Raw genomic sequence first — 25,779 nt, 5'->3', positions numbered from 1 at the left:
GAAAAGCAAGGTGCATGCCCAGGTGGGCCCTGCGCCTTTCTTGTGACCGGCAAAAGGCGCGCATGATACCAGCTCGTCCTGCGCCGGAGAATTTCTGACCGGACCGCCAGCATCCGTTCGTCATCCAGCATAGTCGCGGGTGCCGACCAAGGGAGTGCAACTTGTGCCACGCAGGTGGTCTGACTCTCTATGACCCTGGCCCGACGGGCCCTTCTGCCTGATTCGCATTCGATGAAACGCTCGATACCGTTCCTTTTCACCACGCTGCTGGCCGCCTGTGCCGGTGCTCCGCCGTCGGCGCCGCAACATACGTTCGATGTGCATGCCTTGGCCGAGCAGCCCACGGCCAGCACCCGCACCCTGGCGGACCCGCAAGGCAAGGCCGTGCTGGTGGCAACCCATCCCGCGCTGACCCAGCAGGACGTGCAGCGCGCCGAACTGGCCAGCGTGGCCGATGGCAAGCCGGCGGTGCGCGTGCTGTTCACCCCGGACGCCAGCCAGCGCCTGGCGAAGCTGACCCAGGAGGAGCAGGGCAAGGCCCTGGCGGTGGTCATCGACGGACAGCTGCGCTTGCTGCCAAAAGTGACGCGCGTGGTGACGGATGGGCAGGTGATGCTCAAGGGCTTCGCCAGCCAGGCGGAGGCCGAGACGCTGGTACGGCGGCTGAATGAGTTGCGCGCTACCCCGGTGCAACCGGAGCAGCAGTCAGGCGGGCAGCCGTAATAAAGGTAGGACGGCTTTCCGGCTTTTGTAGGAGCGAGCTTGCTCGCGAACCGCACAACGCAGGAGCCTGGCTGGAATCCGTTCGCGAGCAAGCTCGCTCCTACAGGTTCAGCCTGATCCCTGCGGAAGGCAGACATGAAAAAGCCCGGCATCTGCCGGGCTTTTTCGTCGTGCGGTTCGCGGTTCGGGCTTAGGCGCCGTATACCGGGAACTTGGTGCAGATGGCCTTGACCTTCTCGCGCACGCTGTCCACTACGGACTCGTCGCCCATGTTGGTCAGGATGTCGCAGATCCAGCCGGCCAGCTCGCGGCACTCGGCTTCCTTGAAGCCACGGGTGGTGACGGCCGGGGTACCGATGCGCAGGCCGGAGGTGACGAACGGGGAACGCGGGTCGTTCGGCACGCTGTTCTTGTTCACGGTGATGAAGGCGCGGCCCAGGGCGGCGTCGGCGTCCTTACCGGTGATGTCCTGCTTGATCAGGGAGAGCAGGAACAGGTGGTTCTGGGTACCGCCGGAAACCACGTCGAAGCCGCGCTCGATGAACACGCTGGCCATGGTCTGGGCGTTCTTCAGGACCTGCTGCTGGTAGGCCTTGAACTCGGGCTGCAGGGCTTCCTTGAAGCACACGGCCTTGGCGGCGATCACGTGCTCCAGCGGGCCACCCTGGGCACCCGGGAAGACGGCGGAGTTCAGCTTCTTCTCGATCTCTTCGTTCTTGCGAGCGAGGATCAGGCCGCCGCGCGGGCCGCGCAGGGTCTTGTGGGTGGTGGTGGTGACCACGTCGGCGAACGGAACCGGGTTCGGGTAGACGCCAGCGGCGACCAGACCGGCCACGTGGGCCATGTCGACGAACAGGTAGGCACCGACCTTGTCGGCGATGGCGCGGAAGCGGGCGAAGTCCAGCACCTGGGAGTAGGCGGAGAAGCCGGCGACGATCATCTTCGGCTTGTGCTCGACGGCCAGGCGCTCGACTTCGTCGTAGTCGATCAGGCCGTTGGCGTCGATGCCGTACTGGATGGCGTTGTACAGCTTGCCGGAGGAGGAAACGCTGGCGCCGTGGGTCAGGTGACCGCCGTGGGCCAGGCTCATGCCCAGGATGGTGTCACCGGCGTTGAGCAGGGCCAGGTAGACGGCGGAGTTGGCCTGGGAGCCGGCGTGCGGCTGGACGTTGGCGTAGTCGGCGCCGAACAGCTGCTTGGCGCGGTCGATGGCCAGTTGCTCGACGACGTCGACGTACTCGCAACCACCGTAGTAGCGCTTGCCCGGGTAGCCTTCGGCGTACTTGTTGGTCAGCACCGAACCCTGGGCTTCCATCACCGCCGGGCTGGTGTAGTTCTCGGAGGCGATGAGCTCGATGTGCTCTTCCTGGCGCTGGGCTTCCTGCTCCATCGCGGCGAAGAGTTCGGCATCGTAGCGGGCGAGGGTCAAATCACGGCTGAACATGGCGGTCCTCTTAAGGATCGGGTGCTGGGAAAGGCGCGCATTCTAACCCAAGGTGGCGGGACTGGCACATGAAAGGCGGTCATGTGGCTGACAAGCGGGGTTCAAGGCCCGGATCGCGGCGGAATTGAGCGTGCTCTGGCACTCAGGGTAGGGCGGGCGTAGGAGCGGACTCCGTCCGCGATTGCTTCCCGGCAACTCCGATCCGGCCGGTGGCACATCGCGGACGGAGTCCGCTCCTACGCATAGCCAGGCATCGCGCGGATGCGCGGTCAGCCCAGCAGGAAGATGGCATTGCTGGCAAACAGCGCCGCGAACTGCTCGGGCGGCACCGGGCGGCCGAAGAGGAAGCCCTGCACTTCGTCGCAGCCATGCTCGCGCAGGAATTCCAGCTGCTCATGGCTCTCCACGCCCTCGGCGATCACCATCAGGTTCAGGCTGTGGGCCATGGCGATGATGGCGCGGGCGATCTGTGCGTCCTGCTCGCCGTGGGGCAGGCCGTCGACGAAGCTGCGGTCGATCTTCAGCACGTCGATGGGGAACTGCTTCAGGTAGTTGAGCGAGGAGTAACCGGTGCCGAAGTCGTCCACCGCAATCGCCAGGCCCAGGCGCTTCAACCCGCGGAGGATCTGCATGGCCTGGGACACATCGCTCATCAGGATGCTCTCGGTCAGCTCCAGCTCTAGGCACGCCGGCGGAATGCCGGTGTCGCGGAGGATGCTGGCGATGCGCTCGCCCAACTGGCCGTCGGCGAACTGCCGGGCGGAGAGGTTCACCGAGATCTTCGGCACCCGCACCTTGTCGCGGTGCCAGGCCCGAAGTTGCAGGCAGGCCTGCTCCAGCAGCCAGTCGCCGACCTGGGCCACCAGGCCGAGCTCCTCCAGCACCGGAACGAACTCCGTCGGCGGTATCAGCCCGCGCTTGGGATGCTGCCAGCGCAGCAGCGCCTCGGCACCGGTCAGGCGGCGGCCGTCGCCGGTGAACTGCGGCTGGTAATGGAGGATGAACTCTTCCTGCTCGATGGCGCGGCGCAGGTCGCTTTCCAGTTCCAGGCGCTCCAGGGCGCGGGCGTTCATCTCGGCCTGGTAGAACTGGAAGTTGTTCTTGCCCATTTCCTTGGCGTGGTACATCGCCGTGTCGGCGTTCTTCATCAACTGGCTGAGCTCGGCGCCGTCCTGCGGCGAGAGCGCCACGCCGATGCTGGCGGTGACGAAGAACTCGCGGCCTTCGAGGGTGAAGGGGCGGGCGAGGCTGGCGAGGATCTGCTCGGCCACCTGGATCGCCTGCCGCAGTGCCCGTTCCCGGTCGCCCTGGCCGGGCAGCAGCAGGGTGAACTCGTCGCCGCCCATGCGCGCCACGGTGTCGTCGTCGCTGACGCAGTGGCTTAGGCGCTCGGCCACTTCCTTGAGCATGCGGTCGCCGGCGGCGTGGCCGAGGGAGTCGTTGATCGGCTTGAAGCGGTCCAGGTCGAGGAACATCAGCACCACCCACTGCTGGTGCCGCTCGGCCTGCAGCAGCGCGGTGTGCAGGCGGTCCTGGAACAGCGTGCGGTTGGGCAGGTGGGTCAGGGCGTCATAGTAGGCCAGGCGGTGGATGCGCCGCTCGCTGGCCTTGCGCTCGCTGATGTCGCTGAAGAAGCAGACGAAGCTGACCAGATCGCCTTCCTCGTCGTGCACGGCAGTGATACCGACCCAGGATGGGTACAGCTCGCCGTTCTTGCGCTTCTGCAGTATCTCGCCTTCCCAGCTGCCGCTCTTGCGCAGGCTGTCGAGCACGTGCTTGAGCTGGTTGGCTTCCTGGCGGTCGGCGGTGAGCATCCGCGGCAGCTGGTCCAGCACTTCCTCGCCCCGATAGCCGGTGACGCGGGTGAAGGAGTCGTTGACCTGCACGATGTAGCCGACCGGGTCGGTGACGATGATCGCCGCCGTGGAGTGCTCGAATACCGTGGCCGCCATGCGCATCTCGCGCTCGGCGCGGCGCTGCTGGCTGATGTCGCGGGCGACGCCGAGCAGACCCTCGAAGCCGCCGTGGTCGTCCCACATCAGGGCGATGCGCAGCTCCACGGGAATCTTGTGGCCGTCGGCGTGGATGCAGTCGAGGGTGAACAGCTGCGGCTTGATGCTCTCGCGCAGTTCGGCGAGGCGCGTCGGTTCGCCGATGGCGTCGTGCAGGCGATCCAGCAGCGTGCTGAGCCGCTCCAGTTGCGCCGGGTTGGCGGCGACCTGCTGGAAACCGTGCTGCAGTACCCATTCGGCGCTGTAGCCGAACACCTGCTGGATCGACGGGCTGACGTAGTTGAGCTTGACCTGGGCGTCGGTGGAGACGATCACGTCGCTGATGCTTTCGGCCAGCATGCGGTAGCGGCGGCCGCTCTCACGCAGGGAGTTGTACGCCTCGACGGTGTCGGTGATGTCCTTGGCCACACCGATCAGGCGTGCCACGCGGCCGCCGGCATCGCGGGTGAGGGCCTGTTCGCGGATATCGAACCAGTGCCAGCTGCCGTCGCGGTGGCGCCAGCGCAACTGGCTGTCCAGCAGCAGGCCATCGCCCACCACCTGCTGCAGGTTGCGTATGCGCCAGTAGTATTCGACATCGTCCGGGTGCAGGACCTTTTCCCAGAAGCGCTCGCCCATCTGGCGCAGCTCGTCGGTGTTGTAGCCCAGCTGGTAGCCGAGGTTGTGGTTGCTGAAGATCACCCGGCGCGCGGCGATGTCGTGGATGTACAGGGTATCGGGCACCGCGCGTACCGCGTCGGACCAGAACTTCTCGCGCTCCACCAGGGACAGTTCGACCTGCTTGCGCGAAGTGATGTCTGAGAGGCTCAGGGTGACCGCGTGGAAGTCCTGGATCATCTCCGGCACGCGCAATTGCAGCCAGAGGTGGCGCTGCTCGCCCTGGCGCGTCTGGATGCAGGCTTCCAGCTCGATCATGCCGTGGCCGGCCATTACCGCGTCGAGCACCTTGCTGCGCACGCCGTCCGGGCGCATGCCGGCGCTGCCGATGAGGATCTGCCAGGCCTGTTCGGTGGTGCTGACGCCCATCAGGCGCTTGGCGACGTTGTTGATCTCGGTGATGCGCACTTCGCGCAGCAGCGCGGGCAGGCGATCGGGTTGCGAGGCGATCCACTCCTGCAGGTCGTTTTTCCGGCGCAGGTTGAGGTCCACCAGACGCTGCCGCAGCGCCGACAGGTCGAGCACGCAGAGAGCGACGCCGACGCCGTCGAAGATGTCCTGGTAGCGCCGCCGTGTCTCTTCGAGGATATGCAGCGCCTGCTGCTCCTCGGTGACGTCGCGCAACACCCAGACCTGACCGCCGTGGGGCAGGTTGCCGCGCAGCGTCCACGGCAGTTCCGGGGCGAGGGGATGATCGTCCAGCGGGCGGCGGCTGACCGCGAACAGGCGTGCCTGCCCGGTGTGGTTGACCCGGACCAGCTCGGTACCGCCGCTGTCGGGTAAGGGGCTGTCGCCGTTGAGCTGTGCGCCCAGCCCCGGCAGGAGTTCCAGCAGGTGATGGTTGGCGGCCTGCTCGGCCTGGATGCCGAACAGCTGCTCGGCCTGCGGATTGAGGTAGGCCAGGCGGCCGTCGGCGCGGGTCACCACCACCCGCTCGTCGATGGCGCCCAGCGCCTGGGCGGCCTGGCGCAGGCGTTGCTGGGAATCGGCGGTCAGCGCGCGCAGGTTCTGCTGCTCGCGCTGCAGGCGCAACAGGGCGGCGCCGGTGACGCCCGCGAGCAACAGCAGCAGCGCCAGTTCCCCGACCAGTCGCGGTAGCAGCGTGGTGCGCACGCGCTGCGCATCGAACAACGGGTGCAGTTGCCAGTCGGTGTTCTGGATCGGCAGTCCGGCGAGACTCTGTGCCTGTTCCAGCGGCGAGGCGGCGGCAAGCGGGCCCGGCCGGGAGCCACTGGAGCGGCCGAGGACCTTCTGCCGTACCTGGTCTTCGAGGATCCACGGCGGCGCGTCCGGCCGCAGCTGCGCGCTCCAGCTTCGGCGGGCGAGGCGTTCGTCGAGGCGGATGATGCTGTCGCCTTCGCCCTCCACCGTGGCGCGCAGCCAGATGTAGAAGACGCCGCCGTTTTCTTCGCTGAAGGCGTAGTGGTAGGTCTGCTGGCCACCGCGCTCGCGCAGGGCGACGATGAAGGCCGCGTCCTTGAAACCGATGGCGGAGTCGCGCCGTGGCAGGCCGTTGCTGTCCAGGCGGACGAGGCTGTGGAAGGAGGGGTAGATACGGCGCAGGCCATTGATCAGGGCGGGTTCGCCGTCGACGTCACCACGGTCGTCGCGCTGCTGGAGCAGGGCCTGGGCGGCCATGGCCTTGAGCTCCAGGGTCAGCGAGATGCGCTGGGCCAGCTGCTCGCCGTGCAGCACTACCCGCTCGCGCTCGAAGCGCTCCTGGCTGCGGAACTCCTGATGCAGCTGCCAGGCCAGCAGGCCGAGCATCAGCAACACCAGCAGCAACAGGGCGGTCCGGCTCGCCACGCGGCCAGTCTTGGCCAGGGAGTCCGGGGACGAACGGGAAGTTGTAGACAAGGACCTGTTACCTGGCGGCGATACGGCGGAATTCGGCATGGTTAGGATGCCCGGAAGTGCGGCGATGTGCCAGTACGGCCGACGAGCGTCGTTTGCCCTTCCCGGCCCATTCCGGTAGCTTTGCCGCACGCGCGCGGGTGAAACGCCCGCGCCACGATTCGCGCGAAGTCCCCGAACCGGCCCTTCGCGCCCGCCGGTGGAGGCGCTCCACCGTATCCGGCCAGCAGCGCCGGCGATCCGGAACCTGTGGCAGTGTGTTCCGGCCCATTCCGATCACTATTCATCCCAGAAGTCAGGTATCCATGGCTCAATACGTCTACACCATGCATCGGGTCGGTAAAGTCGTACCGCCCAAGCGTGAAATCCTCAAGGACATCTCCCTGTCGTTCTTCCCCGGCGCCAAGATCGGCGTGCTCGGCCTGAACGGCGCGGGTAAATCCACCCTGCTGCGCATCATGGCTGGCGTCGACACCGAGATCGAAGGTGAAGCCCGCCCGATGCCCGGCATCAACGTCGGTTACCTGCCGCAGGAGCCCAAGCTCGATCCGCAGGCCACCGTGCGTGACATCGTCGAAGAAGCCGTAGGCCAGATCAAGCAGGCCCAGGCCCGCCTGGACGAAGTCTATGCCGCCTACGCCGAGCCGGACGCCGACTTCGACGCCCTGGCCGCCGAACAGGCCAAGCTGGAAGCCATCCTCCAGGCTTCCGACGGCCACAACCTGGAGCGTCAGCTGGAAGTCGCCGCCGACGCCCTGCGCCTGCCGCCGTGGGACGCGAAGATCGAACACCTCTCCGGTGGTGAAAAGCGCCGTGTGGCCCTGTGCCGCCTGCTGCTGTCCGCCCCGGACATGCTGCTGCTGGACGAACCGACCAACCACCTGGACGCCGACTCCGTCGCCTGGCTGGAACACTTCCTCCATGACTTCCCGGGCACTGTAGTCGCGATCACCCACGACCGCTATTTCCTGGACAACGTCGCCGGCTGGATCCTGGAACTGGACCGTGGCCACGGCATCCCGTTCGAGGGCAACTACTCCGGCTGGCTGGAATCCAAGGCCAACCGCCTGGCCCAGGAAGCCAAGCAGGAAGCCTCCCACGCCAAGGCCATGAAGGCCGAGCTGGAATGGGTGCGCCAGGGCGCCAAGGGCCGCCAGGCCAAGTCCAAGGCCCGCCTGCAGCGTTTCGAGGAACTGCAATCGCAGGAATTCCAGAAGCGCAGCGAGACCAACGAGATCTACATCCCGGCCGGTCCGCGCCTGGGCGACAAGGTCATCGAGCTGCACAACGTCACCAAGGGCTACGGCGAGCGCGTGCTGATCGACAACCTGTCGCTGAGCATTCCCAAGGGCGCCATCGTCGGCGTGATCGGCGGCAACGGTGCGGGTAAATCCACCCTGTTCCGCATGCTGACCGGCAAGGAACAACCGGACTCGGGCACCATCGAGATCGGCGAAACCGTGCAGATCGCCAGCGTCGACCAGAGCCGCGAGATCCTCGAAGGCAACAAGACCGTCTGGGAGCAGGTTTCCGACGGCTTCGAGCAGATCAAGATCGGCAACTACGAAGTCCCGTCGCGCAGCTATGTCGGCCGCTTCAACTTCAAGGGCGGCGACCAGCAGAAGTTCGTCAAGGACCTCTCCGGTGGTGAGCGCGGCCGCCTGCACCTGGCCCTGACCCTGAAGCAGGGCGGCAACGTGCTGCTGCTCGACGAACCGTCCAACGACCTCGACGTGGAAACCCTGCGTGCGCTGGAAGAAGCGCTGCTGGACTTCCCCGGCGCCGCCATCGTGATTTCCCACGATCGCTGGTTCCTGGACCGTATCGCCACCCACATCCTCTCCTACGAGGACGACGGTAAGGTGACCTTCTTCGAAGGCAACTACACCGAGTTCGAAGCCGATCGTAAAAAACGCCTGGGCGACGCTGCCTCGCAGCCGCACCGCGTGCGTTACAAGAAGCTGGCGTAAGCCGCTTCCTGACGAGAACGGGGCCTTCGGGCCCCGTTTTCATTTCCGCGTTTTCCCATCCGATGCTTCAACGGCTGCGCTTGAGATCGTCCAGTGCGCGCTGTTGCTCATCCAGGCGACGCTCCAACTTGTCGATCAGCCGCGCCTGATCCTCCAGAGTACGCTGCTGCGCTTCGAGCTGCCGGGTCATGCGCTTGAGGTCATCGGTGTTGAAGTCCGATTTGTGGAGGGTCTCGCTGTCGAAGGTGTCGGCCACCAGCAGTGGCCCGGACTGGGTGAAGTTGTCCAGCTTCATGGCCGCCTGGGCTGGCAAGGCGAGGCAGCAGGCGAGCGTGGCGAGGACAGCGATGGGACGGAGGATCATCGGGGCATCCTGATGGAAATGGATTGGTGTAATTCCCTATTGATTTTGTATACAAAAATCTGTTTTTCTGCCATTCCGGCAAGGATGCAATTTATATTTTTGCACCAAAAAGATTCAGAAAAGCGTCACCTTGCACTATCTGTGTGCGTTTCAGCTTGTTAGAGTCTGCCGGCAAAAAGCATCACATAACCAGAAAAGTACCGGTGTAGACATGACGCAATCCGTTGACTCCTTCCTCGAGCGCCTCAAGCGGCGCGACCCTGATCAGCCCGAGTTCCACCAGGCGGTGGAAGAGGTGCTGCGCTCCCTCTGGCCGTTCCTCGAAGCCAACCCGCATTACCTGCAGGCTGGCATCGTCGAGCGCATCGTCGAACCCGAACGCGCGATCCTGTTCCGCGTGCCGTGGGTCGATGACGCCGGGCGCGTACGAGTCAACCGTGGCTTCCGCGTGCAGATGAGCAGTGCCATCGGCCCATACAAGGGCGGCCTGCGCTTCCACCCGTCGGTGAACCTGGGCGTGCTCAAGTTCCTGGCCTTCGAGCAGGTATTCAAGAACTCCCTGACCTCGTTGCCCATGGGCGGCGGCAAGGGCGGCTCGGACTTCGACCCCAAGGGCAAGAGCGATGCCGAAGTCATGCGCTTCTGCCAGTCGTTCATGAGCGAACTGTTCCGCCACGTCGGCGCGGACCTCGACGTGCCGGCCGGCGACATCGGCGTGGGCGCCCGTGAGATCGGCTACCTGTTCGGCCAGTACAAGCGCCTGTCCAACGAGTTCACCTCGGTACTGACCGGCAAGGGCCTGGCCTACGGCGGCAGCCTGATCCGTCCGGAAGCCACCGGCTACGGCTGCGTGTACTTCGCCCAGGAAATGCTCAAGGCGCGCAACAGCGGTTTCGACGGCCAGCGCGTGGCGATCTCCGGTTCCGGCAACGTCGCCCAGTATGCAGCGCAGAAAGTGATGGAACTGGGCGGCAAGGTGATCTCGCTGTCCGACTCCGAAGGCACCCTGTTCGCCGAAGCCGGGCTGACCCTGGAACAGTGGGAAGAAGTCATGGAGCTGAAGAACGTCCGTCGCGGCCGCCTCAGCGAAATGACCGGTCCCGGCCTGCGCTTCCTGGCCGGCCAGCGTCCGTGGGCGCTCGCCTGCGACATCGCGCTGCCCTGCGCCACCCAGAACGAGCTGGACGCCAACGATGCGCGCACCCTGCTGGCCAACGGCTGCATCTGCGTGGCCGAAGGCGCCAACATGCCGTCGACCCTGGAGGCTGTGGATATCTTCATCGAGGCCGGCGTCCTTTATGCGCCGGGCAAGGCATCCAACGCCGGCGGCGTGGCCACCAGCGGTCTGGAAATGAGCCAGAACTCCATGCGCCTGGCGTGGACCGCTGGTGAGGTGGATCAGCGTCTGCACAGCATCATGCAGAACATCCACCATGCCTGCGTCTCCTACGGCGAAGAGAATGGCCGGATCAACTACGTGAAGGGCGCCAACATCGCCGGCTTCGTGAAAGTCGCCGACGCCATGCTGGCCCAGGGCGTGGTCTGATCGCCCTGGCAGCATGAAAAAACGGGCCCGATGGGTCCGTTTTTCTTTTCAGGATGTCTTGCTCCCGAAGGAGCGGACTTCGTCCGCGACAGCCTAAGCGAAAGAGCATCGCGGACGGAGTCCGCTCCTACGGTTCGGCGTTTGCGATAGCGCCACTTCACTCGCCGCGCAGGGCACGTCCCAGCACGCGGTCCTTCTCCTGCTCCCACTCGCGGTCACGATCGCTTTGCCGCTGTGACTCGTAGCGCTGGCGCTCCTGGCTGACGTACTGGCCCTGGCATTGCTGGAAACCATCGCCCCAACCCAGGGCGTACTGCTTGTCCGCCAGGTAGCGCGGCACGTTCTTGCGGAACTCGCCGGTGATGGCGCCCGCCGCCTGACGCCCGCTGCCGCAACCGTCGTCGAAGCCGTCGGCGTAGGCGGGCGGGTAGCCCTGGGCGATGAGCGTCTGGTGGGTGGTCTCGCAGCCGGCCAGCGGTGCGAGCAGAAGCAGGATGAAGATGGCGCGGGGCGCCATGGGAACTCCCGTGTGCCGAAAGGCGGGCGCACACGCCGGACAGAAAGGCATGCCACCGACCCGGTGGCATGCTGGCAATCTAGGTGGTGGGGCGTGAGGAAAGCGTCAAGCCTGTGTGATCGCGATGTATTGCCGTCTTTTCGTCCGACGATTTCCGCCTCACCCCTTCACGCACACCACCTGGCGCAGGGTATGCAGCACTTCCACCAGATCGCGCTGGGCGGCCATCACGGCGTCGATGTCCTTGTAGGCCATCGGGATCTCATCGATCACGTCCTTGTCCTTGCGGCACTCGACATGGGCGGTGGCGCGCACCTGGTCCGCCACGGTGAACAGCTTCTTCGCACGCGTCCGGCTCATGGTCCGGCCGGCGCCGTGGCTGCACGAGCAGAACGCCTCCTCGTTGCCCAGTCCGCGGACGATGAAGCTCTTGGCGCCCATCGACCCCGGAATGATGCCGAGCTGGCCCTTCTGTGCGGACACCGCGCCCTTGCGCGTCACCAGCACTTCTTCGCCGAAGTGGCGTTCCTTCTGCACGTAGTTGTGGTGGCAGTTCACCGCTTCCAGGCTGGCCTCGAACGGCTTGCGGATCACCTGCCGTGCCGCGGCGATCACCGCGCGCATCATCAGCTCGCGGTTCTGCCGGGCAAAATCCTGGGCCCAGCCCACGGCTTCCACATAGTCGTCGAAGTGCCGGCTGCCCTCCTCGAAGTACGCCAGGTCGCGGTCCGGCAGGTTGGCGATGTGCTGGCGCATGTCCGCCTGGGCCAGTTCGATGAACAGGTTGCCGATGGCGTTGCCCACGCCGCGCGACCCGCTGTGCAGCATGAACCAGACGCGGTCCGCCTCGTCGAGGCAGACTTCGATGAAATGGTTGCCGGTGCCGAGGGTCCCCAGGTGGTGGCGGTTATTGGTTTTCTCCAGCTTGGGGTACTTGGCGGTGATCGCCTTGAAGCGGCTGGCCAGCACCCTCCATGCGTCATCGGCGTGATCCGGCACATGCTCCCAGGCGCCCTGGTCGCGGCGGCCGAAGGTCTTGCCATGGGGCACGGCCTTTTCGATGGCCGTGCGCAGGCGGTGCAGGTTGTCCGGCAGGTCGGCGGCCATCAGCGAGGTACGTGCCGCGATCATCCCGCAGCCGATATCCACGCCCACGGCGGCAGGGATGATGGCGCCCTTGGTCGGGATCACGCTGCCGATGGTCGAGCCCTTGCCCAGGTGCACGTCCGGCATCACGGCCAGGTGCTTGAAGATGAAGGGCATCTTCGCGGTGTTCATCAATTGCTGGCGAGCGTCGTCCTCCACCGGTACGCCCTGGGTCCAGAGCTTGATCGGCTTGCCTTTGGCAACTTCCAGCAGCTGGTAGGTCTTGCTGTTCATCAGGAGTTCCGGCGTTCACGCGACTCCCCATTGTGCGCCGGAACCTCCAGGCTCAGTAGTGGTACCAGCGCAGCTCCAGCATCACTTCGTTGACCGGCGTGGCCAGTTGGCTGAACTCGCGCTGGGCTGACAGGCGCAGGCCGAGGTTGCGGCCCAGCTCCACCTGCTGGCCGAAGCTCAGGTTGCGGCGCACTTCGCCGTTGTGAAAGTAGTCGCCCTTGGCTTCGACGGTCAGGTTGCCCAGCGGGTTGTTCCACAGCAGGCCGGTGTCGAAGCCCAGCGCCGGGGCGATGGTCGCGGCGAAGTCCTGGTTGTTCTCGATGCGTGCGGTACCCAGTGCATAGGCCTGCAGGTCATCGGTGAGTTTCCAGCTGCCGCCGGCGCCGCCATTGAGGTGGCCGGCCAGGGTGTCGTGGTCGTTGTCGCTGTGCTTGCCGAGCACCCGCTCCCAGCCACCGGAAACCTGCCAGGAAAGCGGCTGCAGCAGTTCGTTGCGCGGCGTCATCGAGCGAATGGTGACCAGGTCCAGTTGCTGCAACTGCCAGCGGTTGCCTTCGTATTGACGCAGCTTCAGCTGGCCGAGCTCGATCTGTGCGCCGAGGGGGAAGCCGTACTGGTTGTCGGCGAGGTCGTGGTAGGCCATGCGCAGGCCGTACTGGGCGAAGGCTTCGCCATCACGGCTGCCGGCGCCGAGTTGCCAGGTGCGCGACTCGTGGCCGTCTTCCGGCTGGCCGGGGCGCTCCACGGTCAGGGCCGGCGGCGGATTCTGGTTGATCGCCTTGAGCAGGGCATAGCTGCGCGAGGCGGTGGCGTTGTCCCGCTCCTGGCCGGTGGCGCGGTAGCGCAGCAGGCGGAAGGCGGTGTCCTGTACCAGCGCTTGCCGGTCGGCGGGCAGGGCCTTGAATCCGGGGCTGTCGAGCAGCCTGTCGTCGTCTGCCAGCTGGCGTGCCAGGAGCTTTTCGTCGTGGCTCAGCGGGGCGCCGCGAGCGAGCAGTTCACGCTCGCGGGAGGGGCGGTAGTCGATCCGCTCGATCATCCCGGCATTCTTCACCGCGCGCACGGTGTCGGTGGGGATGGCGGTAAGCGGGAACTGGTCGGTGAGCTCGGTGCCGGGGCGGGCGATTTCCAGCAGCTCCAGCAGGCGGAACGAGCAGTTCTCGTCGAAGAAGTAGTACTTGAAGCGGACCTGCTTGAGTTCCCAGACGTGCTCGACCATCCGTCCGGTCTCTTCGGGCGTTAGATTGAGGCGGTATTCCCAGAGGTCGCGGTTCTCCAGCCGGCTGTATTCGGAGAGCTTCTCGCGGTACGGCACCAGCGCGAACAGGCCGGGGTAGCCACCCATCAGGCCCTTCCAGGCGTAGAGGATGCTGTTGTCCATGCCCTCTATGTAGGCGCCGAAGTTCAGCGCGTAGCTCAGCAGGGCGGTGTTGTCGGAGTCGACATCGGCCTGGTCGATGCGCAGCAGGGTGTGGCCGAACATCGAGGACGGGCTGTTCAGGTAGGCCGCCGGGAACACCAGCACCGCGCTGTGCGGATTGATGTCGGCGTACCAGGTCTTGTACTCCTGGCAGTCAACGGGCGGTAGATCGTCGAGTTGCAGCTGCTGGCGCAGCCAGCGGGTGCGCGCGGGATAGACGCACTGGGCGTGTTTGTCGCCCAGGTTGGCCGGGGCGTAGAGCGCCTTCACGGTGGCGGCCAGTTCGGCGTCCGGATGCTGCTCGCCATCGGCGGCGAGGAAGAACTTCGGGTCGTCGACGAAACTGCGCCAGCCGCCCAGCCGGGCATGTTCGTAGTGCCCCAGGGCGAGCCAGTAGGGTTCGCTGGCCAGGGCCTGCAAGCGCTGCGGGGCGATCTGTGGTGCGGCGAACAGTGAGGTGCAGGCGCACAGCGCCATCCAGGGCAACAGGCGTTTGGGCATCGGGGGACTACTGCAAGAGAGGGAGTGAGCCCACCGTGGCGGTGGGCTCGCGAGCGGCCGTCAGGCCTGTTCGGCGTACTTGGCCAGCTGGGCGTCCTGTTTCAGGACAGCCTGGGTATTGGCGTACACGTCTTCCGCGGTGACGTTGGACTTGTCGAAGATCTGGGCGAAGTGTTCGTGGGTCACTTGCGCGAAGTGGGCGCGATCCTGCGGGGCAACGCCCAGGACTACGGCATAGGTGGTCAGGGCTTCGCCGTTACCCTTGGCCATGTCTTCGGACAGCTCGTCCATCATGCTGCTCAGCACGATCATCGGCTTGCCGCCGTAGGTCAGGGCGCCATTGGTGTGGCAGCCGTTGGTGCCGGTGGTCATGCCGAAGGTGTTGTTGCCGCTGGTGCCGTTGGTGGTGGCCGCCAGGACGTGGGTAGCGGTGCCGCGCTGGCCCTTGAAGAGCATGTTGCCCCAGCCGCAACCGTCGCTACCGGGAGCGTCGGCCAGGGCACTGAGGGAGGCGGTGGCGAGGAGGGTACCGATCAGAATCCTTTTCATCGTTTTTCTCTCTTTTCTCGAATACGGGCAGGTGTCGCTGACAGCAAACAGCGCCGCCTGAAGCTTTTAGGAATGAACCCTGGGTGTCAAGGAAACCGGTTCGAACCTGTGCGGCGCATTCCGGCTGCCTGCCGCCTGCCGGCAGGTTATTGATCGGCATCAGCGGCGGTTGGCTTGGAACGGGCCACACTTGAAGGAGTTCCCTTTTCGAGGAGGTCGCCATGGCCGATTTCGATCCGCGTCCGAGGCTGGATCAGCTGGCGGCGGAGTATTCCCGGCGTGCCGAGGCGATTCGTCGCGATCTCGGCCGGACCCATTCGCCGGACTTCGCCGAGCAGGCCCAGCAGCGGCAGAACGACGATGTCCTGCGCGCGCTGCTGGCGGAAGCGGAGGCGGGCATGCGCCTGGTCGGGCTGGCGCGCCTGCGCCTGGCGGACGGCACCTACGGCTTCTGCGCGCGCTGCGGAGAGCCGATCGAGGCGCGCCGCCTGCAAGCGCTGCCGGCGGCGGAGCACTGTCTGCGCTGCGCCGATGAAGTGGGCTGAACTGTCACCAATACTGCCTTGCCAGTGGCGCGCGGGCGGCGCGAGAATGCGGACAACTCTCCGCGGCCTTGCGCCGCTCGAAGCAAGGACTTCCGATGCCCGATTCCGTTGCTGCAGGCCTGCGCCTGGCGCCCGATGAACTGACCCGTCCCTTCTCCCCCGAACAATTCCCCTTCACCACCACCGACGAACTGGAGCCCTTCCTCGGCGTACTCGGCCAGGAGCGCGCGGTGGAGGCCTTGCAGTTCGGCGTGGCGATGCCGCGTCCGGGGTACAACGTGTTCGTCATGGGCGAGCCGGGCACCGGCCGCTTCTCGTTCGTGCAGCGCTACCTGAAGGCCGAAGGCAAGCGTCTGCCCACGCCGGCGGACTGGGTCTACGTCAACAACTTCGACGAATCCCGCGAGCCGCGCGCCATCGAACTGCCACCAGGCAGCGCGGCGGACTTCGGTGCCGACCTCGATCATCTGATCGACAACCTGCTCTCCACCTTCCCCTCGGTGTTCGAAAGCCCGGCCTACCAGCAGAAGAAGAGCGCCATCGACCGCGCCTTCAACCAGCGCTACGACAAGGCCCTGGACACCGTCGAGCGCCTGGCGCTGGAAAAGGACGTCGCGCTGTACCGCGACAGCGCCAACATCGCCTTCACCCCGATGAGCGAAGGCAAGGCGCTGGACGAGGCAGAGTTCGCCCAGCTGCCGGAGGCCGAGCGCGAGCGCTTCCACGCCGACATCGCCACCCTGGAAGAGCACCTCAACGAGGAGCTGGCCAGCCTGCCGCAGTGGAAGCGCGAGTCCAGCAACCAGCTGCGCCAGCTCAACGAGGAAACCATCACCCTGGCGCTACAGCCGCTGCTGGCGCCTCTGGTGGAGAAGTACAACAACAACTCCGGTGTCAGCGCCTATCTGCAGGCCATGCAGCTCAACCTGCTGAAGACCGTGGTCGACCAGCTGGTCGACGCCGAGCGCACCGACCCGCAACGCAAGCAGAGCCTGGAAGAGCAGTACGCGCCCAACCAGGTGATCGGCCACCACTCCACCAGTGGCGCGCCGGTGATCTTCGAATCGCATCCGACCTACGACAACCTGTTCGGTCGCATCGAGTACGCCTCCGACCAGGGCGCGCTGTACACCAGCTACCGCCAGTTGCGTCCGGGGGCGCTGCACCGCGCCAATGGCGGCTTCCTGGTGCTGGAAGCGGAGAAGCTGCTCAGCGAGCCCTTCGTCTGGGATGCGCTCAAGCGCGCGCTGCATTCGCGTCAGCTGAAGATGGAGTCGCCGCTCGCCGAGCTGGGCCGCCTGGCTGCCATGAGCCTGACGCCCCAGGTGATCCCGCTGAACATCAAGGTGATCATCATCGGTTCGCGGCAGATCTATTACACGCTGCAGGACCTGGACCCGGACTTCCAGGAGATGTTCCGCGTCCTGGTGGACTTTGACGAGGACATCCCGCTGGGCGAGGACAGCCTCGAACAGTTCGCCCAATTGCTGAAGACGCGTACCTCGGAAGAGGGCCTGGCGCCGCTGACCAGCGCCGCCGTTGCCCGCCTGGCGACCTACAGCGCGCGCCTGGCCGAGCACCAGGGTCGCCTGTCGGCGCGTATCAGCGATCTGTTCCAGCTGGTCAGCGAGGCGGACTTCATCCGCCAGCTGGCGAACGAGGAGGTCACCGACCTGGGCCACATCGAACGTGCCCTGAAAGCCAAGGAAACCCGTACCGGTCGGGTCTCTGGACGCATTCTCGACGACATGCTGGCCGGCATCATCCTGATCGATACCGAAGGCGCCGCCGTCGGCAAGTGCAACGGCCTGACGGTGCTGGAAGTCGGTGACTCGGCCTTCGGCGTGCCGGCGCGGATTTCCGCCACCGTCTACCCGGGCGGCAGCGGTATCGTCGACATCGAGCGTGAGGTGAGCCTCGGCCAGCCGATCCACTCCAAGGGCGTGATGATTCTCACCGGCTACCTTGGCAGCCGCTATGCCCAGGAGTTCCCCCTGGAGATTTCCGCGAGCATCGCCCTGGAGCAGTCCTACGGTTACGTGGACGGTGACAGCGCCTCGCTGGGCGAGGTCTGCACGCTGATCTCCGCACTGTCGCGCACGCCGCTGCGGCAGTGCTTCGCCATCACCGGCTCGATCAACCAGTTCGGCGAGGTGCAGGCGGTCGGCGGGGTCAACGAGAAGATCGAAGGCTTCTTCCGTCTCTGCGAGGCCCGCGGCCTGACCGGTGAACAGGGGGTGATCATCCCGCGCTCCAACGTCAGCACCCTGATGCTGGACGAACGCGTGCTGCAGGCGGTGCGCAACGGCCAGTTCAATATCTACGCCGTCCGCCAGGCCGACGAGGCGCTGAGCCTGCTGGTCGGCGAGCCGGCCGGTGCGCCGGACGCCAAAGGCAACTTCCCGAAAGGCAGTGTGAATGCCCGTGTGGTCGAGCGTCTGAAGGAAATCTCCGAACTGGGAATGGAGGAGGACGAGAAGGAAAAGCCGGTCAAGGAGGCCGTGGCAAAGGCCAAGGCAGCCAAGGCACCGGTGGAGAAGGAGCGGGCGCGCAAGAAGAAGGACGCCGACTGAGCAGAACCTGACCAGCCGCCTCCGCACCACGCGGGGCGGCGCTCACGCGCTGCTGCCCCCGCGCAGTTCACATGCTTATCCACAGCCGGCGTGGATAAAACGGCGCTTTCGCGTGTCGGAACCTGGGTGTAGTCTCGAACTCAGGATCACCGCGAGGGTGCCGCCATGCTGCGTAACCTCTGCCTTATCCGCCCCTGTCTGGGGCTGACCACGCGAATCGAATGCGCGATCAGGCCGCTGGCCGGAGAGAATGGACTCTGGACCTTGCTGTGTGCGGCCGGCATGTCCGGCGCCCAGCCCACCGCCATCAAGGCGCAAGGCCCGTTCTTCGGGCCCTTCGTCGCCGAGGGCGTGCTCGAGGCGATTTCCGATTGCCTGGCCCAGCAGGGCTACATCGAAGCCTCCGACCCGCCGATCTGGCAATTGCACCTGCAAGCCGAGTTGCGCCGTCTGAACGGTGAGCGCAGCCGTCATCTGGGGAATTATCAGTTCCGTCCGGAGTCCTGATGCGGCACGCCGCGTAGGCAACGGATGCTCATGGCGCCTGGTTTCCGCCTGCCGATCCCGCGGCGTCCGACATATTTGTCCACAGAATTGCCGGGCGACCCGGAAATTGCCTTCGCTATACTTCGACTTTTTCCTAACACCCCTGCGAGATCCATGGAACGCTTCGTCGAAAACTCCCTGTACGCCGCCCGTTGGCTGCTGGCGCCGATCTATATCGGCCTGTCGCTGGCGCTGCTGGCCCTGACCATCAAGTTCTTCCAGGAAATCGTCCACATCCTGCCGAGCATCTTCACGATTGCCGAGGCGGACCTGATCCTGGTGCTGCTGTCGTTGATCGACATGGCGCTGGTCGGCGGCCTGCTGGTGATGGTGATGTTCTCCGGCTACGAGAACTTCGTGTCCCAGCTGGACATCGACGAGAGCAAGGAGAAGCTCAGCTGGTTGGGCAAGATGGACGCCAGTTCGCTGAAGAACAAGGTGGCTGCCTCCATCGTGGCGATCTCCTCGATCCACCTGCTGCGCATCTTCATGGACGCCCGCAACATCGAAGACAACAAGCTGATGTGGTACGTGATCATCCACCTCACCTTCGTTCTCTCGGCCTTCGCCATGGGCTATCTGGACAAGGCCACGCGCCACGACCACTGATCCCGAAAGACTCCTCCCAGCCGCCCGGCCGTTGTGAAACGGACGGGCGGCTGCGTTTCCGGCTTGCGGTGGCGGACAGCTGTACAAGACTTTTGCATGACGCCACGTGCAGGAGGTGCCCCATGAACCTCGAGGAACTGACCAACCGCTCCCTCGCCGGGGATATCGACGAAATCAACCTGGTGTCGCTGGAAGGCGATATCTATGTACTCGAAGCCCGGATGGGTGGCCGTTTCTATCCGATCCAGGACGTGATGGGGCATGTGCTCAGCGTGCGCTCCGTTGCCCATGCCCGCGAGTTGCTGCATGCCGTGCCGACGGTGCCGTTCCAGCTGGTGCATGCGGTGGTGCATGACGAGATGGTCGGCATGCAGGACGAGCGTGATATCGGCGACGGCGTGCCCATCCCGCTGCACTAAGCCGCGGCGGTGGGGACGGCGAATCATCTGTGCTAGGCTGGCGGCCCTTTTTTGAACCCCCAGCGGAGCGCCGCCATGAGCGAACTCAACCTTTCCACCGACGAAGCCCGCGTCAGCTACGGCATCGGCCGTCAGCTGGGCGACCAGCTGCGCTCGAACCCGGTTCCGGGCATGACCCTCGACGCCGTCCTGGCCGGTCTGTCCGACGCCTTCGCCGGCGCTGAAAGCCGCGTGCCGGGCGAGGCCCTGTCCGCCAGCTTCCAGGTGATCCGCGAGCGCATGCAGGCCGAAGCCCAGGCGAAAGCCGAAGCCGCCGCCGCCGTTGGTCGCGAGTACCTGGTCGACAACGCCAAGCGCGAAGGCGTGACCGTCCTGCCGTCCGGCCTGCAGTACGAAGTGCTGGTGGCAGGCGAGGGCGCCAAGCCGTCCCGTGAGGACACCGTGCGTACCCATTACCACGGCACCCTGGTCGACGGCACCGTGTTCGACAGCTCCTACGAGCGCGGCCAGCCGGCTGAATTCCCGGTGGGCGGCGTGATCGCCGGCTGGGTCGAGGCCCTGCAACTGATGAATGCCGGCAGCAAATGGCGCCTGCATGTGCCGAGCGAACTGGCCTACGGTGGCCAGGCCGTCGGCAGTATCCCGCCGCACAGCGTGCTGGTGTTCGACGTCGAGCTGCTGGATATCCTCTGATACCCGAAGGTTCGCTGCGCAGCGCCGTCCCTGGCGACTGCGCAGGAGAAGAAGGGGCGCTCCGGCGCCCCTTTGTGCATCCGCTTCCCGGGCAGCGGAGCAGCGACGGCGCATCCGGCGCCGCCCAGTGGCATCAGCGCAGCGCGCGGGCGTAACAGAACAGGAACAGGTTGCGCACCAGCTCCTTGAGCACTCCCGGTTCGCTGGTGGACAGCTCCGAGAGTTCCAGGCCGCCCTGTTCGCGCAATTCTTCCAGGGCATCTTCCTCCAGCACCGCGCAGACTTCCCCGGTATCCCGATGCAGGATGCGCAGGTAGGGATGCGGGCGATCCAGCCAGGCGTCGATCATGTAGGTCATGGCAGTTCCTCCGTGCGAATCTTTTATTGAGAATAATTCTTATTATCTCAATAGCAAGTCCCAATCGAAGATTTTCCTGCGCAGGCGATGATCCGTTGCCTCCGGTCAACGGACGAGCAATAAAAAGCCCGCCGCGGCGAGCCGGGGCGGGCTTTTCGTACAGTGCCGATCAGTGCGTGCGGGCGACGGCGAACTCGGCCAGCTCGGTCAGCGCGGCGCGGTATTCGTTATCCGGCAGCGCCTTGAGGCAATCGACGGCGCGGGCGGCGTACTCACGGGCCAGGTTGGCGGTGTAGTCCAGGGCGCCAGCGGCTTCGACGGCAGCGCGGATGCCTTCCAGATCCTGGCTGCCGCCCTGCTGGATGGCCTTGCGCACCAGTGCGGCCTGTTCCGGCGTGCCGTCGCGCATGGTAGCGATCAGCGGCAGGGTGGGCTTGCCTTCGGCGAGGTCGTCGCCGACGTTCTTGCCCAGGCTGGCGGCGTCGCCGCGATAGTCGAGCAGGTCATCCACCAGCTGGAAGGCGATGCCCAGGGCGTCACCGAACAGGCGCAGCGCCTCGGCCTGTTCCGCCGGCGCCTCGGCCAGCGCCGCGGCGCTGTGGGTGGAGGCTTCGAAGAGCATCGCGGTCTTGCCGCGGATGACTTCCATGTAGGTTTCTTCGGTGGTGCTGGCGTCGCGGACCTTGGACAGTTGCAGTACTTCGCCTTCGGCGATCACGCGGGTGGCCTGGGAAATGATGCGCATCACCGGCATGGAGCCGAGCTCGACCATCATTTCGAAGGAGCGGGCATAGAGGAAGTCGCCCACCAGCACGCTCGGCGCGTTGCCCCACTGGGCGTTCGCGGTAGCGCGGCCACGGCGCAGGCCGGAGGCATCGACCACGTCGTCGTGCAGCAGGGTGGAGGTGTGCAGGAACTCGATGGTGGCGGCCAGCAGCTTCAGGTCATCGCCCGAATAGCCCAGGGCCTTGCCCGAAAGCAGCACCAGCAGCGGGCGCAGGCGCTTGCCGCCGGCGGAGATGATGTAGTCGCCGATCTTTTCCACCAGGGGAACGCGGGAAGTGAGCTGGCGGCGGATAATGCCGTCGACGGCGGTGAAGTCGTCCGCCACCACGCGATAGAAAGCCTGGGGTTGCATCAAAGACAGCGCTCCTCGTAGATTGCGCGGCATGCTAGGTGCCGGGGGTAGGGCTGTCAAGGCAAGGCCCCGTGAGGCTTGATCCGGAACACCGCTTTGCGTACAATCGCGGCCCCGAACTTCCCTGGCATACCCTGCCTTACGCAATTGCACGGGCGTCCTTTCCGGCCCCATGCAGCCATGCCGACCGATTCCTCTTTCTATAAAGCGTCGGGTGAGCAGGTCTAACGGAGACATCCAGATGTACGCAGTAATTGTTACTGGTGGCAAGCAATACAAAGTCACCGAAGGCGAATTCCTCAAGGTCGAGAAACTCGACGTCGCCACCGGCGAAGCGATCAACCTGGATCGCATTCTGCTGGTTGCCAATGGCGATGACGTCAAGATCGGCCTGCCGGTGGTAGAAGGCGCGAAAGTGACCGCAGAAGTGGTTTCCCACGGTCGTCACGACAAAGTGCGCATCATCAAGTTCCGCCGCCGCAAGCACCACATGAAGCGTCAGGGCCACCGCCAGTGGTTCACTGAAATCAAGATCACCGGCATCCAGGCCTAATTCCTTTTTTTAGGAGAATTGACTCATGGCACACAAAAAAGCTGGCGGTAGTACCCGCAACGGCCGCGATTCCGAAAGTAAACGCCTTGGCGTGAAGCTGTTCGGCAGCCAGGCTGTTAAAGCAGGCAACATCATCGTGCGTCAGCGCGGCACCCAGTTCCACGCTGGTTACGGCGTTGGCATGGGCAAGGATCACACCCTGTTCGCTAAAGTCGACGGCGTGATCAAGTTCGAAGTGAAAGGCGCCTTCGGCCGTCGCTATGTAAGCGTCGTCGCTGCCTAAGCGAGCTCTCACTGAAAAAGCCCTGTCTCGCGACGGGGCTTTTTTGTTTCTGGCGTTTCCAGGCGAGGTGCTGCCGGTTCGGGCGTTTGTGCTGACTTGGCTGTATCCTATGCTCCTTTTCTTATTTTCAACCCGCAGGTACTGCGGGAGGCGTTCGCAATGAAATTCGTCGACGAAGTATCCATCCACGTGAAAGCCGGTGACGGCGGCAACGGTCTCATGAGCTTCCGCCGCGAGAAGTTCATCGAGAAAGGCGGTCCCAACGGCGGTGACGGTGGCGACGGCGGCTCGGTGTTCCTCGAGGCCGACGAGAACCTGAATACCCTGGTGGACTATCGCTATACCCGCCGTTTCGACGCCCAGCGCGGCGAGAACGGCGGCAGCAAGGACTGCACCGGTGCCAAGGGTGACGATCTCGTCCTGCCCGTGCCGGTCGGTACCACCATCATCGATGCCAACACCCAGGAAATCATCGGTGACCTGACCACTGCCGGTCAGCGCATCATGGTTGCCCAGGGCGGCTGGCACGGTCTGGGTAACACCCGCTTCAAGTCCAGTACCAACCGTGCGCCGCGCCAGACCACTCCGGGCAAGCCCGGCGAGGCGCGCGACCTCAAGCTGGAACTGAAAGTGCTGGCGGACGTTGGTCTGCTCGGCCTGCCGAACGCCGGTAAGAGCACCTTCATTCGCGCGGTATCCGCCGCCAAGCCGAAGGTCGCCGACTATCCCTTCACCACCCTGGTGCCGAACCTGGGCGTGGTCAGCGTTGGTCGCTTCAAGAGCTTCGTGGTCGCTGATATCCCGGGTCTGATCGAGGGTGCCGCCGAAGGCGCCGGCCTGGGCATCCGCTTCCTCAAGCACCTGGCGCGTACGCGCCTGCTGTTGCACATCGTCGACATGGCGCCGCTGGACGAAAGTGATCCGGCCGATGCTGCTGAAACCATCGTCAACGAGCTGGAGAAATTCAGCCCGGCGCTGACCGAGCGTGATCGCTGGCTGGTGCTGAACAAGATGGACCAGATCCTCGAGCCCGAGGAGCAGGAGCGTCGCAAGCAGGCCGTGGTCGAGCGCCTGGGCTGGGAGGGTCCGGTCTACGTGATCTCCGCGCTGGAGCGCGAAGGCACCGAGGCCCTGAGCCAGGACATCATGAAGTACCTCGACGAGCGCACCCTGCGCATCGAGGAGGAGCCGGCCTATGGCGAAGCCCTGGCGGCCCTGGATCAGCGTATCGAGGACGAGGCGCGCGCCCGTCTGCAGGCCCTGGACGATGCCCGTGCGCTGCGTCGCGCCGGCCTGAAGAATGCCGATGATCTGGATGACGATGATTTCGATGATGACGAAGACGACGGCGATGGGCCGGAAATCTTCTACGTGCCCTGATCGGCGCGTATCTGTCTTCTGGATGTAGCGTGTAGCCCGGCGGCTCAGGCGGCCGGGTCCTCCAGTGTTTCCCGTGGATGCGGGGATGAGCCGCCTGATTGCTAAGGTTGAGGGTATGCGTGAGAAGGTCACTGGCGCCAAGCGCTGGGTAGTCAAGATTGGCAGTGCGTTGCTGACCGCCGACGGTCGTGGTCTGGATCGCGATGCCATGGCGGTGTGGGTCGAGCAGATGGTCGCGCTGCATTGCGCAGGCGTCGAGCTGGTGCTGGTGTCCTCGGGTGCCGTTGCGGCGGGTATGAGTCGCCTGGGTTGGGTTTCCCGACCTAGCGACATGCACGAGCTGCAGGCTGCCGCCGCGGTGGGGCAGATGGGCCTGGTGCAGGCCTGGGAGTCCAGCTTTGGCGTGCATAGCCTGCAGACCGCCCAGGTGCTGCTGACCCATGACGACCTCTCGGACCGCAAGCGTTACCTGAACGCGCGCAACACCCTGCGTACGCTGGTCGACCTCGGCGTGATCCCGGTGATCAACGAGAACGACACCGTGGTTACCGACGAGATCCGCTTCGGTGACAACGACACCCTGGCGGCGCTGGTGGCCAACCTGGTCGAGGCCGACCTGCTGGTGATCCTCACTGATCGCGACGGTATGTTCGACGCCGATCCGCGCCACAATCCCGATGCCGAGCTGATCTTCGAAGCGCGCGCTGATGATCCTGCCCTGGATGCCGTCGCTGGCGGTACGGGTGGTGCGCTCGGTCGTGGCGGCATGCAGACCAAGCTGCGCGCGGCGCGCCTCGCGGCGCGTTCCGGTGCGCACACTGTCATCGTGGGTGGTCGTATCGAGCGTGTGCTGGATCGCCTGCGTGCCGGCGAGCGCCTGGGCACCCTGCTGACCCCCGAGCAGAGCCGCAAGGCGGCGCGCAAGCAGTGGCTGGCCGGTCATCTGCAGATGCGCGGCACCCTGGTGCTGGACGATGGTGCGGTGAAGGCTGTGGCCCATGATCACAAGAGCCTGCTGCCGGTGGGCGTGAAAACCGTGCAGGGCAGCTTCCGTCGCGGGGAGATGGTGGTTTGCGTGGATCTGCAGGGGCGTGAGATCGCGCGCGGTCTGGCCAACTACAGTGCCCTAGAGGCGCAGAAGATCATCGGTCAGCCGACCGATGCCATCGAGAGCCTGCTGGGTTATGTGGATGGTCCGGAGCTGGTCCATCGCGACAACCTGGTGCTCGTCTGAGGAGAAATCCATGCGCAAGGGATTGATGGCGGCGCTGATGCTGCTGCCGATGCTGGCGGGCGCCGAAGAGATTGGCGAAGTCTCCACGGTCTTCAAGTGGGTCGGGCCGAACGACAAGATAGTCGTCGAGGCGTTTGACGATCCGAAGGTGGAGGGTGTCAGTTGCTATCTGTCCCGTGCCAAGACCGGTGGTGTGAAAGGTGGCTTGGGATTGGCCGAGGATCGCGCCGAGGCGTCGATCTCCTGTCGCCAGGTCGGTCCGATTCGCTTCGTCGGCGAGCTCAAGGATGGCGAGGTGGTGTTCCAGCAGCGCACCTCGCTGGTGTTCAAGACCATGCAGGTGGTGCGCTTCTTCGACAGGAAGCGTAACGCGCTGGTCTATCTGGTCTATAGCGACCGGGTGATCGAGGGTAGCCCACAGAATGCGGTGACGGCGATTCCAGTCATGCCGTGGCCTGAGAAGTAAGAAGGAAAGGGCGGATAACCGCCCTTTCTTTTTGCCTGTGGAAAAGTG

Annotated in this window: 23 protein-coding genes; 14 read left to right on the top strand and 9 right to left on the bottom strand. The window is 65.1% G+C overall.

Going from position 1 to position 25,779, the window contains the following annotated elements; all coding sequences use genetic code 11:
* Positions 1–231: 231 nt before the first annotated feature.
* On the top strand, positions 232–723 hold the full coding sequence (locus ACQ5BL_RS23625) for a SecDF P1 head subdomain-containing protein (RefSeq protein WP_243805287.1): 492 nt from the start codon (positions 232–234) through the stop codon (positions 721–723).
* Positions 724–913: 190 nt separating this feature from the next.
* Here ACQ5BL_RS23625 and glyA read toward each other — a convergent pair whose 3' ends face one another.
* Together glyA and ACQ5BL_RS23615 are read right to left on the bottom strand one after the other, a co-directional pair.
* On the bottom strand, positions 914–2,167 hold the full coding sequence (glyA, locus tag ACQ5BL_RS23620) for a serine hydroxymethyltransferase (protein WP_207887817.1): 1,254 nt from the start codon (positions 2,165–2,167) through the stop codon (positions 914–916).
* 269 nt (positions 2,168–2,436) lie between these two features.
* Positions 2,437–6,732 carry an EAL domain-containing protein gene (locus ACQ5BL_RS23615; protein WP_430293297.1) on the bottom strand — a complete coding sequence of 1,432 codons (4,296 nt, stop codon included), beginning with the start codon at positions 6,730–6,732 and terminating at the stop codon, positions 2,437–2,439.
* A 263-nt stretch (positions 6,733–6,995) separates the two neighbouring features.
* Here ACQ5BL_RS23615 and ettA point away from each other — a divergent pair, with 263 nt between their 5' ends.
* On the top strand, positions 6,996–8,660 hold the full coding sequence (gene ettA, locus ACQ5BL_RS23610; protein ID WP_207887819.1) for an energy-dependent translational throttle protein EttA: 1,665 nt from the start codon (positions 6,996–6,998) through the stop codon (positions 8,658–8,660).
* A gap of 67 nt (positions 8,661–8,727) precedes the next feature.
* Here ettA and ACQ5BL_RS23605 read toward each other — a convergent pair whose 3' ends face one another.
* Positions 8,728–9,024: a hypothetical protein gene (locus tag ACQ5BL_RS23605; protein WP_243434849.1), complete on the bottom strand. Its 297-nt coding sequence runs from the start codon at positions 9,022–9,024 to the stop codon at positions 8,728–8,730.
* 211 nt (positions 9,025–9,235) lie between these two features.
* Between ACQ5BL_RS23605 and gdhA the strand changes: the two genes are divergently transcribed.
* Positions 9,236–10,570, top strand: a complete 1,335-nt coding sequence (gene gdhA, locus ACQ5BL_RS23600; protein WP_207887821.1) for an NADP-specific glutamate dehydrogenase — start codon at positions 9,236–9,238, stop codon at positions 10,568–10,570.
* Positions 10,571–10,727: 157 nt separating this feature from the next.
* On the opposite strand, the gene ACQ5BL_RS23595 is transcribed toward gdhA, so the two are convergent.
* The 4 genes from ACQ5BL_RS23595 to ACQ5BL_RS23580 form a co-directional block, all read right to left on the bottom strand.
* Positions 10,728–11,087 (bottom strand): hypothetical protein, encoded by a 360-nt coding sequence (locus ACQ5BL_RS23595; protein ID WP_243805288.1) that lies wholly within the window; start codon positions 11,085–11,087, stop codon positions 10,728–10,730.
* Positions 11,088–11,246: 159 nt separating this feature from the next.
* Positions 11,247–12,467 carry an RtcB family protein gene (locus tag ACQ5BL_RS23590; RefSeq protein ID WP_243805289.1) on the bottom strand — a complete coding sequence of 407 codons (1,221 nt, stop codon included), beginning with the start codon at positions 12,465–12,467 and terminating at the stop codon, positions 11,247–11,249.
* Between the two features lie 52 nt (positions 12,468–12,519).
* Positions 12,520–14,385, bottom strand: a complete 1,866-nt coding sequence (locus ACQ5BL_RS23585; protein WP_243805290.1) for a DUF4105 domain-containing protein — start codon at positions 14,383–14,385, stop codon at positions 12,520–12,522.
* A 60-nt stretch (positions 14,386–14,445) separates the two neighbouring features.
* Positions 14,446–14,934, bottom strand: a complete 489-nt coding sequence (locus tag ACQ5BL_RS23580) for a DUF3015 domain-containing protein (RefSeq protein WP_207887828.1) — start codon at positions 14,932–14,934, stop codon at positions 14,446–14,448.
* Between the two features lie 221 nt (positions 14,935–15,155).
* Here ACQ5BL_RS23580 and ACQ5BL_RS23575 point away from each other — a divergent pair, with 221 nt between their 5' ends.
* From ACQ5BL_RS23575 to ACQ5BL_RS23550, 6 genes are all read left to right on the top strand, one after another.
* Positions 15,156–15,479 (top strand): TraR/DksA family transcriptional regulator, encoded by a 324-nt coding sequence (locus ACQ5BL_RS23575; RefSeq protein ID WP_243805291.1) that lies wholly within the window; start codon positions 15,156–15,158, stop codon positions 15,477–15,479.
* Between the two features lie 95 nt (positions 15,480–15,574).
* Positions 15,575–18,052 (top strand): Lon protease family protein, encoded by a 2,478-nt coding sequence (locus ACQ5BL_RS23570; protein ID WP_207887832.1) that lies wholly within the window; start codon positions 15,575–15,577, stop codon positions 18,050–18,052.
* A gap of 165 nt (positions 18,053–18,217) precedes the next feature.
* Positions 18,218–18,559 carry a hypothetical protein gene (locus ACQ5BL_RS23565; protein ID WP_243805292.1) on the top strand — a complete coding sequence of 114 codons (342 nt, stop codon included), beginning with the start codon at positions 18,218–18,220 and terminating at the stop codon, positions 18,557–18,559.
* Between the two features lie 153 nt (positions 18,560–18,712).
* Positions 18,713–19,207 (top strand): TIGR00645 family protein, encoded by a 495-nt coding sequence (locus ACQ5BL_RS23560; RefSeq protein ID WP_243805293.1) that lies wholly within the window; start codon positions 18,713–18,715, stop codon positions 19,205–19,207.
* A 122-nt stretch (positions 19,208–19,329) separates the two neighbouring features.
* Positions 19,330–19,626 carry a DUF6482 family protein gene (locus tag ACQ5BL_RS23555; RefSeq protein ID WP_243805294.1) on the top strand — a complete coding sequence of 99 codons (297 nt, stop codon included), beginning with the start codon at positions 19,330–19,332 and terminating at the stop codon, positions 19,624–19,626.
* Between the two features lie 75 nt (positions 19,627–19,701).
* On the top strand, positions 19,702–20,319 hold the full coding sequence (locus ACQ5BL_RS23550; RefSeq protein WP_207887840.1) for an FKBP-type peptidyl-prolyl cis-trans isomerase: 618 nt from the start codon (positions 19,702–19,704) through the stop codon (positions 20,317–20,319).
* Positions 20,320–20,452: 133 nt separating this feature from the next.
* Here ACQ5BL_RS23550 and ACQ5BL_RS23545 read toward each other — a convergent pair whose 3' ends face one another.
* The gene (locus ACQ5BL_RS23545) at positions 20,453–20,677 is read right to left on the bottom strand and encodes a PA4570 family protein (protein ID WP_207887842.1); all 225 of its coding nucleotides are present in this window, start codon (positions 20,675–20,677) and stop codon (positions 20,453–20,455) included.
* A gap of 169 nt (positions 20,678–20,846) precedes the next feature.
* Positions 20,847–21,815: a polyprenyl synthetase family protein gene (locus ACQ5BL_RS23540; RefSeq protein WP_207887844.1), complete on the bottom strand. Its 969-nt coding sequence runs from the start codon at positions 21,813–21,815 to the stop codon at positions 20,847–20,849.
* Positions 21,816–22,056: 241 nt separating this feature from the next.
* On the opposite strand from ACQ5BL_RS23540, the gene rplU reads away from it, so the two are divergent.
* From rplU to ACQ5BL_RS23515, 5 genes are all read left to right on the top strand, one after another.
* Positions 22,057–22,368 carry a 50S ribosomal protein L21 gene (gene rplU / locus ACQ5BL_RS23535; RefSeq protein WP_015475683.1) on the top strand — a complete coding sequence of 104 codons (312 nt, stop codon included), beginning with the start codon at positions 22,057–22,059 and terminating at the stop codon, positions 22,366–22,368.
* A 25-nt stretch (positions 22,369–22,393) separates the two neighbouring features.
* Positions 22,394–22,651: a 50S ribosomal protein L27 gene (gene rpmA, locus ACQ5BL_RS23530; protein WP_017521622.1), complete on the top strand. Its 258-nt coding sequence runs from the start codon at positions 22,394–22,396 to the stop codon at positions 22,649–22,651.
* Positions 22,652–22,810: 159 nt separating this feature from the next.
* Positions 22,811–24,031, top strand: coding sequence for an Obg family GTPase CgtA (gene cgtA / locus ACQ5BL_RS23525; RefSeq protein WP_243805295.1), 1,221 nt, complete (start codon positions 22,811–22,813; stop codon positions 24,029–24,031).
* A 115-nt stretch (positions 24,032–24,146) separates the two neighbouring features.
* Positions 24,147–25,265 carry a glutamate 5-kinase gene (proB, locus tag ACQ5BL_RS23520; protein ID WP_207887849.1) on the top strand — a complete coding sequence of 373 codons (1,119 nt, stop codon included), beginning with the start codon at positions 24,147–24,149 and terminating at the stop codon, positions 25,263–25,265.
* 10 nt (positions 25,266–25,275) lie between these two features.
* Entirely contained in the window at positions 25,276–25,731 is a 456-nt protein-coding gene (locus ACQ5BL_RS23515; RefSeq protein ID WP_243805296.1) for a CreA family protein, read from the top strand.
* Positions 25,732–25,779: the final 48 nt, after the last annotated feature.

It is taken from the genome of Pseudomonas sp. B1-22 (genome assembly GCF_050474425.1).
In the GTDB taxonomy this organism is placed as follows: Bacteria; Pseudomonadota; Gammaproteobacteria; order Pseudomonadales; family Pseudomonadaceae; genus Pseudomonas.
Note: the sequence above shows the minus strand (reverse complement) of the source record. Positions and strands in the feature narration are given on the sequence as shown.